This is a genomic window from Pseudoalteromonas lipolytica, from assembly GCF_900116435.1.
GTDB lineage: Bacteria > Pseudomonadota > Gammaproteobacteria > Enterobacterales > Alteromonadaceae > Pseudoalteromonas > Pseudoalteromonas lipolytica.
Map to the genome: position 1 here is coordinate 231,012 of NZ_FPAZ01000008.1, position 13,021 is coordinate 244,032.

The following is a 13,021-nucleotide window of genomic DNA, read 5'->3' on the forward strand; positions in this document are numbered from 1 at the left end:
TATCGTAATCTTGCCAATGTGATTAACGGTCGATACGGTTAATATTTTCGATCATGATTGTGGCTGTCGAAATGAATTCGCTGATTTGTTGCTCTGTTAACCCTTGGCACAGAGCCTTGTCTACCTCTTGCTCGGCGACCTCTAGGCGTGAGAACAAAGCACTCCCTTGTTCTGTCAATGATAAAATTAAGCAGCGTTTATCATTTTCATCAGCGCATTTTGTAATTAATGCGAGTTTGAGTAGTTCTTTAATAAGCCGTGCTATTTGTGCTTTGTCACGGCCTGTTTTAGCGACTATATGATTAGCAGTACAGTGGTTGGTTTCAGCAATAATGTGTAAACAGCGCACATGGAGGGCATTTAAACCTAATTCATTCGCGTTAATCGCATTACGTACTGTGACACGGTAGCTCTGCGCCAGTGTAAATAAAGCTGAAGAAAGTGATGTTTGTGACATGGTTTACCTAGTTAGTTGACAAAGTCAATTAAAAGTATATAGTTGATTATATCAACTAATGGGGCAGTGTAAAACTTTATAGGAGACAAACATGGCAAAAAAAGTTCGTCGTGCAAATGTATTAAATACCACGCGCATTTCGCCGCACTTACAACGGATCACGGTTGGTTCACCAGACTTTCTAGATTTTCCACTCGATGCGAAAGGCGCTTACGTAAAAGTGTTATTTCCACATGCAGGTGAATACCACGTAGAACAAGATCTAAACGCTGAGCATCCTGCAATTATGCGCTCTTACACAATTCGTGATATTGACCCTGTAACACGTGCAATAACACTGGATTTTGTTATTAATCAACATCAGGGAACTGCGACAAATTGGGCAAAGAACGCATGTATTGGTGATGAAGTAGGGATTGCTGGGCCAGGTCCTAAAAAATTGACTGATTTTGAACAGGCTCAATATTTAATGCTTGCAGACCTCACATCTATCAATGCTATCAATGGTTATCTGCAAGTACTTCCAAGTAGTGCGCATGTTGATGTGCTCATTCATATTGAAGATAAAGACGATATTATTGAGCTTGAGCAAAACAAAGCGGCTATTAATCACAGTGTTCATTGGCTTGTCACCAATAAGCCAGAAACAGAACTTTTAGACCAAGTAGCACAATTATGTGGCGGGTATAACACTCAGCCTTTGGTTTTTATGGCGCTTGAAGCAAATCTTGTTAAAGAGATTAAACGCTTAGTAACCAGTCGCTTTTCTGTAGCGCGTGAGCACATTGTTGCATCCGCATACTGGAAACGTGGTATTGATGCAGATGGACTAAAAGTGGAAAAACAGCAACAAAGCCGTGCTTAATTAGCATTTGAAAAAAGCACATTCGCACTCATTATAACGTTATCAACCCCATTATGGAGAGCTTATGTCTGAATTAAGCGGTATGCCTTTTTCATTGCTTGAACTGAGCCCAATGAAAGAGAACGAAACAGTTTCACAAACCCTTGCTAATAGTGTTGCCTATGCACAAACTGCCGATGAGCTAGGCTTTAATCGCTTTTGGATGGCTGAGCATCATAATATGCGTGGCATCGTATGTGCGGCGACATCAGTACTTATCGGCCATGTTGCAGGAAAAACGCAGCGTATCCGTGTCGGTGCGGGTGGGGTCATGTTACCTAACCATCCTCCTTTAGTTGTTGCTGAGCAATTTGGCACGCTTGAAAGTCTATATCCTGGTCGTATTGATTTAGGCTTAGGACGTGCACCCGGTAGCGACCCCATTACAAGTCGCGCGTTGCGACGCGATGAGCAGCGTGCTGAGCATTTTGCAGACGAAGTCACCGAGTTACAAAGTTTATTAGGCCCCTATAAAGGTGACTCACCTGTTAGGGCTATTCCCGGTGAAAATACAAATGTTCCTATTTGGTTGTTAGGATCAAGCTTATACAGCGCTCAATTAGCAGCGAAAAAGGGGTTGCCATATGCATTTGCAGGTCACTTTGCGCCACGATTTGTTCATGATGCTATAGCGTTGTACCGACGCGAGTTTCAACCATCAGACGTATTAGATAAACCTTATGTGATGCTTGGGTTGCCTGTGGTGGCTGCTGATACTGATGAGCAAGCACAGTTTCTGGCTACAACTTCAAAGCAGCGAATATTAGCGTTAATGCGCGGTCAAGCATTGTGGTTAAAAGAGCCGATTGCAAGTATGGATGGACTGTGGTCACCTCAAGAAAAAATGCAAGTTGAAAGCTTTTTAGGGCTTGCTGTTGTAGGTAGTCAAGCGAGCGTTAAGCATAAGTTGAGTATGATTAAAAAAGAGCTACAGGTTGATGAGTTTATTTTTACTAACGACCTGTACGAATTGAGCGACAGACAACACGCGCTGACGATACTTGCGAACATAATGAGTTAATCGGTTACGGTGCGTAATGACGTAAATTACGCACCACACTGTGTGTCTGTTTTCTCATAATTAAACGGTTTTTTGAATTGAACTGATTTAATTATTCTATTTTAAGGATTTAAATAAACCCAATACACTGTCAATATTAACTACAACCCTAGGAAGGTGCACCGTGAAATCTCAAACAATTGCCAACGTCGAGCCACAAACAAAAACAGCATTAATTGCTGAGGGGGGCGGGCAACGAGGGATTTTTACCGCAGGTGTATTAGATGCATGGTTAGAAGAAAACTACGATCCATTCGATTTATTTATTGGCACATCAGCAGGTTCACAAAACTTAACCAGTTATCTAGCCAGACAAAAGGGTTACGCAAAACGCCTTATTAGAGGGCTGTCGCGGCATAAACGTTTTTTTCAACTGGGGCGTGGCTTAATTGGCAAAAGTATTGTTGATCTTGATTGGTATTTTGATAAAACCAAAGAAGTAAACCGCGCCCTTGATTTCAAAACAGCAACACAAAGTTTAGGCCAACGAGAGCTGTTAATAACAGCCACTCATGCAATTGATCGTAAGCCCTATTACTTAACACCGACAGGTGAAGACACGCAGTGGCTTGCATTACTAAAAGCGTCTAGTGCACTGCCATTCTTATATAGAGATGGGGTTAACTTAACGCCTTGGTTTACGACCAAAGCTGCTAATGATGCCATTATTCAAAGTGCAAATACTGACTTAGCAAATAATGTGTTTTTAGACGGCGGCTTAGCTGCACCACTGCCTGTTAAAGAAGCTTATAATCGAGGCGCTCGCGATATTGTGGTTATAAGAACGGTTGATAAAGACTTTCAAGTGCAATCTGAATGGGTCACTAAATTGAGGTCACTTGTGAGTGTGTCTGGCTATTGCCCAAAAACAATCGATTATTTATTGCAACATGAACAAGCGTATCAAGATGAACTTGATTTTATAGCCAATCCCCCAAGCGATGTGCGTATTACGCAAATATTCGCAGGCGACAAACTGCGCAGTAAATTATTAGGGAGCACAGACTCTGACTTGCGATTTGATCATAAATTAGGATTAGCCGCAGGCCGTAAGTTTTTAGAGGGTACGCACTGCAATTAAACACATTACGTACTTGAGATATTTGTAAATAAAGTTAAAGTGGTTAGCTAACTATTCACTTTTAGTGATTTGTTATTCTAAAAAATAACAATAAAAGGCTAACCATGTTCAATTCTGCTGTCGGTGCTATTAATAATCTATTGTGGGGAGACGGCCAGCTCCTCATCTATATTCTTCTGTTTGCTGGTATTTGGTTTTCAGTACGGCTAAAAGCCATTCAGCTTCTTAAATTTCGCCATATGTTCAGTTTATTAAAAACTAGCAGCAGCACAGATAAAAATTCTATCAGTTCGTTTCAAGCATTGTGCACCGGGTTATCTGCGCGAGTAGGGACAGGTAATTTAGCCGGTGTTGCGGTAGCAATATCGTTAGGCGGTAGTGGTGCTATCTTTTGGATGTGGGTTATCGCGATACTGGGAATGGCAACAGGTTTTGCAGAAAGTGTTTTAGGTCAAGTATATAAAGTAAGAGACGCTAATGGCGACTTTAGAGGCGGGCCTGCTTATTACATTGAACAAGGCCTTGCGAGTCGGTGGCTTGCCGTGTGTTTTGCTTTTTGTTTATTCCTTGGTTATGGCTTCACATTTAGTGCGATGCAAACTAATACCATAACAGATGCTCTGAACTACGCTTTTGAAATCCCCACACTGTATTCAGGGATTGTGATCACACTTTTAGCGGGAAGCATTATTTTGGGTGGCTTTAAAGCAATCGCCCGATTTGCAGAGCGTGTGGTGCCCGCAATGGGCATTTTATTTGTACTGGCTGCAGTGACTATTACCCTATTAAATCTAGGCAAGGTACCTGAAATGATTGAGGATATCTTACTTTCTGCATTTGGCTTACAAGAAGCGGGCGCTGGGGCCATGGGCGCCGCAATTAAAAATGGTATACAACGAGGACTGTATTCAAACGAAGCCGGTGCAGGCAGTGTGCCTCATGCCGCAGGTTGTGCATCGCCAATACCTAACCATCCTGTAACGCAAGGTTATATTCAAATGCTTGGTGTGTTTTTCGACACAATTGTGCTGTGTAGTTGCACAGCGGTGATCATACTACTCGCTGATATTGATATAACTGGCGAAATGGAAGGCATCCGCCTAACGCAATCTGCGATGACAGCACATATGGCTGCTGGTGGAATTTATTTTGTAGCTGCGGCCATTTGCTTGTTTGCATTTACCTCAGTTGTTGCAAATTACGCCTACGCAGAAAGCAATCTTCATTTATTTAAACTAGACAATAAATTTGGGCGAACAGTGTATACCGGGCTTTACTTATCGATGATGATTTGGGGAGCCTCAGCGACACTTAAACAAGTATGGGATTTAGCCGACATCGCTTTAGGGTTGATGACAGTGGTAAATGTTATCGCTATCATACGGTTAACACCCACTATATTGGCAGTGACCAAAGATTACAACACGCAACGTGCCGAAGGAAAAGACCCCGTATTTAACGCCGAACATGTTAAAGTACAAGGACACACTGAGCCGGGTATTTGGCGTCAAAAACAAAAATGATGAGAAAAGCAGTACATGATTGATATTTACGCAGGGCCAACCGCTGCAAAAACAATACGAGAGCAGGGACTCTCTGCAGATCTTTTTAGTACATTTTTAGGTGCGAGTGGTGGGCCTAAATGGTTTACTTTGTTCGGTCTAGATAAGTACTTATTCGGCGAGTTTTTTAAACAGCGAACACAGCCTTTAAATTTAGTAGGTTCAAGTGCTGGCGCTTTTCGTGCGGCCTGTTTTGCGCAAAATGATCCTGTGGCTGCAATATCACGCTTAGCTAAATCGTACTCCGAAACACGCTATTCCTCTAACAAAGCAAAGCCAACTGAAATAACAGAAAAAGCACGATTGCTTCTGAACTATGTATTTGCTGAAAACGGTATTGAAGAAATTATTAATAACCCTGTTTTTAAGGCGCATTTTATTGTTGCTAAATCAAATGGTTTTACGGCTTCAGAAAACAAAGTTATGCAGCTAATGGGATTATCAAAAAGTTACCTATTTAACAGAGTAAATAGACGGTTGTTGAGCAAACAATATGAACGTTTCGTGTTTCAACCTGCGAATAGTAATCTGTCCTTTAGTGACAATAATACCTTTAATACTCAAACAGTTGAGCTTACAGAAGCTAATCTAGCCGATGCTTTACTTGCATCAGGCTCAATTCCGTTAGTAATGCAAGGCATTAAAAATATACCAGGCACACCGCAAGGTATGTACCGAGATGGCGGTATTATTGATTACCATTTTGATTTAACAATTCACAATGAAGGGTTAATACTTTATCCGCACTTTAATAATAAGCCAAAAGCAGGGTGGTTTGATAAAAACCTAAGCAGGGGGATCACACCGCGTAATTACGATAATGTGGTGATGGTTACACCTTCAGCAAAGTTTATAGCGTCATTACCCTACAATAAAATACCAGACAGAACAGACTTCACAGTACTTGATGCCGACACACGTATAAAGTATTGGCAACATGTTCTTAGCGAAACCGAACGATTAGCAGAGGCATTTCATCTGCTATGTAATAATAACGATTTTAAAATAAACATAATTACTTAAATTGATTAATGAGTGCGGTTTGCTCCGTTACTTTCGATAATAATCCTTCGCACAATTGCTGGGCAGAATGACCAAGCGAAGTGCATTCATGCGCAAAATCTTGTGCTGCTGATATATTGGCAGCAATTGCTTGACTGGCTGCTAATTGGTCACTAATTGCTTGTGAAATAATACTATTAAGTTCGCTTAACTTAACCGATTGTGCGTTGATATGTTGTAAACTTTCGCCGCTTTTATGGGCAAGACTCACGCTTTCTGAAGACAACTTGAGGCCATCAGACATCGCATTTTGTGCTTCTTTAGATGCCCCAGTGAGACGATTTAAAACAGTATTAATTTCTTCGGTTGATTGCTGAGTCCGTGAGGCGAGGGCGCGTACTTCACCCGCAACGACAGCAAAACCTCTGCCTTGTTCACCAGCACGTGCTGATTCAATCGCGGCGTTTAATGCTAATAGATTCGTTTGTTCTGCTATGGCATTTATTTCCGATAAAATGGAGACAATATGCTTATTACCCTCCACTAAATTCACAACTTGCTCGCTGGCTGAGTGAAGTTTTTTGTCCAGCTCGTTTATTGAATTAATCGTTTGTTGTACAGCTTGTGACCCTTGCTCTGTTGATTTCATCGCCGTTTCGGCTGCTTGGCTTGTGTCTGTTGTACTCGATGATAAATCGTTTATCGACGCTGACATCTGCTCCGTCGCAATAACAATTTGTGACACTTCGTCAGCTTGTTTACTTAATAGTTCAGTAACATGGTGTCCAGTTTCAGCGCACTGTATTGCATTATTATTCACTCCCATTGTTACGTCATTAACACGCCCGACAATCGCTTTAAGTTTTGCTTGTTGCATTTCAAATGCTAAATTCAAATAGCCAATGTCATCATTTGTTCCTGAGTATAAGTAAGCCATAAAAGGATTATTGTATATGTCTTTTGCTTTACTAATTAGCTGTATGTAGCGCCTACGCCAAAAGAACATCAGACTATTTATAGTCGCTAAAACGATGAGTAATACCGTATTCAATATTTCAAAGCCATTGCTCAAAACAGAGGCAAAAGCCGTAACAAAACACGCGGCTAAAAGGATGCTAATAAATAAAGTTACATCATACTTTTTTGATAACGCGCGAGATTTTTGTCCATCATTGATTTTTTTATATTCACTGCTGGCACGTGCTACAACATCATCATTTGGTTTAGTACGTACTGACTGATATTCAATTGTTCGATTATTTTCATCCCTGATAGGAGTCGCAAACGCATTAACCCAATAATAATCACCATTTTTACAGCGATTTTTAACCGGTCCCATCCAAGATTGGCCATTTTGTAAATGTTTCCACAGGTCAGCAAAAGCAAGTTTTGGCATATCAGGGTGGCGAACAAGATTGTGTGGCTTGCCTTTCATTTCATCTAAATCATAACCGGCGATTTTGCAGAAATCTTTATTCGCATAAGTGATATGACTTTTAAGATCGGTTGTCGAAAGGAGAATATCTGATTCAGAAAATTTCACTTCGTTGTTAGTTATTTTTGCTTTTATCACGTAGAAATCATCCAAGTGTGTCGTTAGCTATCAATAAAATTCATCAATTTATCGGTTGAAGTTTAAACATTATTTATAAAAAAGATGTTAACCAGTACCCATAAAATGACTGTTGTCTTAGATCAATTTAGCGCTAAGTCAGTGAAAAATAACTAGGAAAATTCTGTTTTTGTATTTTGAAGGTAAATACTTTTTAATTATTTAAGGGACTAAAAAAGAGAACTCACTATAAGAAAAAAGAACACTCTAAATAAATTATCTTGAATTTAGAGTGTATTGGGATAGTTTATTTTATAATGCTAAGCATGTGCGCCATGCTTAGATTTTATATTTAGGGGCGGAGTCTTGTGTCGTTTTCACATGGATCACCATCATAGTCTCCATCCATGTCTGTATTAGGGCAGTTTTTAATAAAAAAAAGTGCTTCTTCAAGCGAGGTCATCTCACTACAGTATTGCCTGCCATCACAGACAAATTTGCTCTCATCTGTTAAATAGGGTCCGTTACGTTTACGAGTATACTTTGTCCGAATGGGGTCAATGACTTCGCTCTGTAATGTGTCTATTGGCGAAATGCCGCCATAATTTTTTGCATAATATTCCCAACCAAACAATCCAATAATGATTAGTAGCAATAATTTTCTCACGTGACTTCCTTTTAGTATTGTCATAAAAATGAGTGTATTTATAGTCAGCGAAAGCTTTCGCACACCTAACTAAAATGGCTTACTATGATAGGGAGGTTATACAATAATTTTAAGTGATATTCGGATTTGAGAAAGAAATCTGAAATTTCGCAGAAGCTAGTGTATTAAAATATAGTAATTATAAATATCCCATAAATTACGGTACGTAACAATGAAGAAAAGGGCGAAAAGCCCTTTTTTATTAACACGTTAAGTTAGTTGTCATTGTTGACAGTTTGTCTGCTATTTAAACTTCTTTTAATTTCCTTAAAGTGATACAACAACATGGCTAGAAAAATTTTATTATCTTCTGTGGAAATATAATTTAATAAATTTGATGTAATTTGAAACATCGATGTAGCAAGTCCTTCGATTGGAATTGTAGCGCCTAATGTACTTCTTCCAACACATAATTGTTGAAAAGATGAACTAGAAGATGAAAGGTTGAAATTTAAGCTTTGAGAACTAGCGTGGATATTCTGACTTGCGATTTTAGAGTAGGGTGCGTAATGATCTAAAGATAAAGCCTTTTCAATATCAGCAAATGTAACTTTACCATTTTTATTTTTTGGTTCTACAAAACCTTCTAACCAACCGTAATCAAATCGATACTTCTTTCCATATTTAGTTAATAAAGAATCATATAGTGATTCCAAGTATTGAGTTTCTTCGTCATCGACAACTAAGTATTCATATTTATCAGGGTATTGTTCTTTAGCTTCCCTAGACTTTGTTAGACTGTTAAATTTATCTACAACATGATGATGATAAAACCTTTCAGCACAATCAGGGCCAAATGTGTAAATACTTATAAAGATAACCAATATATCATATAGACTGCGCCATCTAGAAAGGGCAGCATCTGGATATCCGTTTTTAATTAAGCATAAAATTTCATTTGAAACTAAAGAAGCTCTAGCGTGGAGCTTAATTAAAACATCAAACATTACATCGTCATTTTCACATGCTACTTCCCTAAATTTTTCATTATTTTCTGAACCGACCCAAATAGAAAAAGAAATGAAACGTTCAAGCTTTTCAATTATAGAACCCCATTCTTTATTGTGGAATTTGAAAAATTCATCATCAGATTCAGAATTAAATTTTAGTGCAGAATCATCTACAAAGAAAAATGATAGTTGAGGCAATATTTCTTGAAATGAATCTTGGACATAATTTTGAAAATCCTCCTCAGTAAATTGTTGATAAGCATTCATTCCATTAGCCAACTCATATTCATGTAAACCATATAGTGCCTGACTTAGAATATTTTTTATGTTTTTCATGAATTTCCCTGTAGTTATTTGCTTGCGGTTTTTGTTGAGATATCGCCTATTATTTCAAGTAGTTGATTTTGAAGTTCAAAAAGATACTTATCTTGAGTTACATTTTGACTTTTCAACTTACGATACATGCTTTCGTGTTCTTTAGCTGACCATTTATAGCGATGAACAAATTGTACATCAGATGGTTTAACTTTGCCCCAAGGTGTAGTCATTACATTGTTATGATATGAAATACTGCATTCTGCCCACGGGCCAGTGTCTGGCAGGTAGCCGCGATACATTATCCAAATAAGTTTTTCGACTGGTTTACTGGCTTTATTGGCTTTTACATATCTCCTTACTTGACGTTCACTTACTCCGAGTTCTTTAGCTCCTTTTGCGTAGTCATATCCGAATAGCGTAACGAACTGCAATTTAAAGTTGCTCATTGTGATTTACTCCTTTTTGTTAAAATCACAATGCACACTCGGTTTCGGTGTAAGTGGTTTCGCTCCCCCCCTATTAGTATATGGGGGGAGGGTGTTTCCCTCGGCTGCTGTGCCGTCCTTAACTCAGCTTGGTTTATCAGAAGGCAATCAACTTTTTTCAAAGACAGACTAGGGCAGTGAGTGCGATTAGTTTTCTCACTGAATTGATACCCGACCATAATAAATTGTACATAAAATGGAAACGGTTTTTCGATGAAATGTAGGTTTTCTGGAATGTTAATCATGGCTTCGCCATGCCGCCAAGCCCAAGTCAGCCGCGGCAAGCGCTGGCGTGACTTTGGGCTAATTGGCGGCTATAAGGTCTTGTTCTATAGGTGTTGAATTAATTGGTTTTGCTGCTGAAAATGAATCGACACGATAGGGTAAGCAGTGAATTGTATATTCACTATCCATATACGTTAACTTTGCAGTACAGGCCGAAACAACATTAACAACAGCATCTATCGAACTTGGGTAAAATGGATTTCCGTCTTTTTCAAAGCAGTATGTTGAGTTTTGTTTGGTGGAAATAACGGAACACGTTATATAAACACCATTGAGAATTTCAGGTAATTCGTGTTGCACATTAGTGCGTTCTTTTGGTGTACTGCTACTGGCCGTTGAAGTTGATTCGGAGGAATCATCTCCAAATGGATAAAACAAATAAGTGATATAACCAACTAAGCAAAATAACGCGGCTTTATGCCATGTTTTTAATATAGGGTCTTTAGCTTTTGTCTTTTTGTTTTCTTCAATAACTTCGTTTACACGGTCTTTGACTAAGTACCATTTTTTAAGTTGCTCGGTTGGCACCATTGAATACATTGCACGCATATCAATTAAGCGGCCATCTTTAGCGGTCATGACATCGGGCAAAAATTTCTGTGCGGTGTTATACCAGGCATGAGTCCAATCTTTAATATAAAACTGATAACCATGAGCTTTGCGTGATTTAGATTTACCATCATAGAACCGAGCTACTGAGAATTTCGGTATATGAAGAACTGAAAATACACGTTGAACAACGGAATTAATAAAACCAAAACCAAAATAATTAACCCCCGATTTTACTGATACAAGTTGGTCAATTGTTGTGTCTCTTAGTTGTTTATCAACACCTTCAAAGTCTTGGCCGATTAGCACCAAATCCCAACCATATTTACCCATTTGAACAAACCAAGAAACAATGGCTAGGCGGTCTTTATCTTTGAAAGAACGTGAGTTCAAATGTGTTAATAATTCATCGATAACCACTAAACCATTTTTAGATTCATCGTAATTTCTATCATCTTGCTCCAGTTCTGGGTAGCCGATACCAAGCGCATGTAAATCTTCACTGCGAGGGTGGTCAGGTAATCTAATTACATGTGGATTTTGAACGGGCATTTTATCTAAGAACAAATCAAGGTTCGTAGCAACTTTACGACCACGTTTAAGATAATCATTGATTAGATCAACTGCGTATTTCGTTTTACCAGAGCGTTTAACGCCTTCTATAAATTTACCTGATGCCATTTTATTGAGCCTTCATTTTTGTTCGTAATACACCAAAAGCAAAATAAAGAGTCATTTGTGCAACCTTAGTACCGACGACTATTGATGCACATGTAATGGCGTTATTAGGGACTAAAGATAAACCCGCTTGTGAAAATGAATTTGTGGGTAGTGATGATAAAAGTATCGCAAACTGGGAGTTGGCAGAGTTAATAAAAACCAACATAGCAGCAGAATAGGCCGCTAAAAATATACCTGCTATTATCGTTCTTGCTGTATAACGACGAATTAAGAATTTAATTAATTCAGATAAACCAGTTGCTATACCCGTTAAAATTGCAGGTATAGCAAGGATTGCTAAAGGACCAGCCATAGTTGCACCTAAATAGTTGAAAAAGCTCTAAATGATTGTGATGTAATATTCAAAACAGAAACAAAAGTTAAAACATATAAAAACCATTCAATGACAGGTTTAAAATATTCTTCGTAATAAGGGCAATGTTCACCAACACTGATAACCCTTTCTACATTTCGAATTGATACTTGAATATCAAAGGGAACGCATTGGCCAGTGAAACCACTAAATGCAGAAGAGACATAAGAATCAAAACGATTGAAGTAGGATTCAAATTCACGAGGTGGTTTTTGGTCTTTTTCATCATTAACAAAATCTTGAAAAGACTTATCAAATTCATCAAGTTGTTCTGAAATATCTAAAGAGCATAAATCGCCAATGCACGTACCTTCTTCATAAGTGGAATTTATTCCATCTGAGATTTCAGATAGCTTTTCATTTCCTTCACCGATTAAAGTGTTAGTTTTATCTACAGCAGTTCCAATTGAAGTAATGCCATTTTTCATATCGTTTAAAATGCCTAAGGTCTGCTCATTTGCACCAATAATCGCATCCTTTATAGCTTTAGATTCATAAACATGTTGATTAGCAAGTTCATTCGATATTTGAATTTCTTTTGCAACCCTGTCTAAACGTTCATGATTATTCTGAAAGCCAGAATTCATATTGTTATTGATTGCATGTAAATTATCGTTTATCTGATTAAGCGCTGGGAGAACGTCAGGCGCATCTGTGTTATCAGTTGGGTCTGGCTCTGGACTTGGGTCAGGGTCAGGTGTTTTGTCTGGGTCAGTCGGGTCTGGGTCAGTCGGGTCTGGGTCAGTTGGGTCTGGGTCAGTTGGGTCTGGGTCAGTTGGGTCTGGGTCAGTTGGGTCTGGGTCAGTTGGGTCTGGGTCAGTTGGGTCTGGGTCAGTCGGATTACAAGCAACAGGTTCTTGAGAGCCATAAGAAACTGGCATGTAATAACCACCATTTGAATCGGTTTGAATAGAGCATTGAGAACCATCTGGGTTATTAAAACAGATAGTTTGTTGCTGGCCTGTACCAAACATAAAAGGGTCGTTATCTGTTGGTGCCGGACAATCAGGGTCTAAA

General features: G+C 38.9%; 11 protein-coding genes and 2 pseudogenes. 5 read left to right on the forward strand and 8 right to left on the reverse strand.

The genetic code is table 11. The features are described from left to right. Positions 1–22 precede the first annotated feature (22 nt). On the reverse strand, positions 23–457 hold the full coding sequence (locus BM378_RS10645) for a MarR family winged helix-turn-helix transcriptional regulator (protein ID WP_074989159.1): 435 nt from the start codon (positions 455–457) through the stop codon (positions 23–25). 91 nt (positions 458–548) lie between these two features. Between BM378_RS10645 and BM378_RS10650 the strand changes: the two genes are divergently transcribed. From BM378_RS10650 to BM378_RS10670, 5 genes are all read left to right on the forward strand, one after another. After that, on the forward strand, positions 549–1,322 hold the full coding sequence (locus BM378_RS10650) for a siderophore-interacting protein (RefSeq protein ID WP_065979177.1): 774 nt from the start codon (positions 549–551) through the stop codon (positions 1,320–1,322). Positions 1,323–1,386: 64 nt separating this feature from the next. Next, on the forward strand, positions 1,387–2,382 hold the full coding sequence (locus tag BM378_RS10655) for an LLM class flavin-dependent oxidoreductase (RefSeq protein ID WP_036972660.1): 996 nt from the start codon (positions 1,387–1,389) through the stop codon (positions 2,380–2,382). A gap of 163 nt (positions 2,383–2,545) precedes the next feature. Further along, entirely contained in the window at positions 2,546–3,502 is a 957-nt protein-coding gene (locus BM378_RS10660; RefSeq protein ID WP_036972658.1) for a patatin-like phospholipase family protein, read from the forward strand. A gap of 104 nt (positions 3,503–3,606) precedes the next feature. Then, on the forward strand, positions 3,607–5,025 hold the full coding sequence (locus tag BM378_RS10665) for an alanine/glycine:cation symporter family protein (RefSeq protein ID WP_074989160.1): 1,419 nt from the start codon (positions 3,607–3,609) through the stop codon (positions 5,023–5,025). A gap of 15 nt (positions 5,026–5,040) precedes the next feature. Then, positions 5,041–6,087, forward strand: coding sequence for a patatin-like phospholipase family protein (locus tag BM378_RS10670; RefSeq protein ID WP_065979178.1), 1,047 nt, complete (start codon positions 5,041–5,043; stop codon positions 6,085–6,087). Here BM378_RS10670 and BM378_RS10675 read toward each other — a convergent pair. The 7 genes and pseudogenes from BM378_RS10675 to BM378_RS20785 all read right to left on the reverse strand — a co-directional run. Next, positions 6,080–7,654, reverse strand: a complete 1,575-nt coding sequence (locus BM378_RS10675; RefSeq protein ID WP_081759770.1) for a methyl-accepting chemotaxis protein — start codon at positions 7,652–7,654, stop codon at positions 6,080–6,082. The genes BM378_RS10670 and BM378_RS10675 overlap by 8 nt on opposite strands. 316 nt (positions 7,655–7,970) lie before the next feature. After that, positions 7,971–8,114 (reverse strand): annotated as a pseudogene (locus BM378_RS20780) (excalibur calcium-binding domain-containing protein); the annotation flags it as partial. A 425-nt stretch (positions 8,115–8,539) separates the two neighbouring features. After that, entirely contained in the window at positions 8,540–9,610 is a 1,071-nt protein-coding gene (locus BM378_RS10685; RefSeq protein WP_074989162.1) for a DUF5677 domain-containing protein, read from the reverse strand. 14 nt (positions 9,611–9,624) lie between these two features. Then, complete coding sequence (locus tag BM378_RS10690; protein WP_074989163.1) at positions 9,625–10,038, reverse strand: hypothetical protein; 414 nt, start codon at positions 10,036–10,038, stop codon at positions 9,625–9,627. A 342-nt stretch (positions 10,039–10,380) separates the two neighbouring features. After that, a complete protein-coding gene (locus BM378_RS10700) occupies positions 10,381–11,592 on the reverse strand; it encodes a zonular occludens toxin domain-containing protein (RefSeq protein ID WP_074989165.1) in 1,212 nt (403 codons plus the stop codon). Position 11,593: 1 nt separating this feature from the next. Further along, positions 11,594–11,944 (reverse strand): DUF5455 family protein, encoded by a 351-nt coding sequence (locus tag BM378_RS10705; RefSeq protein WP_074989166.1) that lies wholly within the window; start codon positions 11,942–11,944, stop codon positions 11,594–11,596. An 8-nt stretch (positions 11,945–11,952) separates the two neighbouring features. After that, a pseudogene (locus tag BM378_RS20785) lies at positions 11,953–13,021 on the reverse strand (hypothetical protein); the annotation flags it as partial.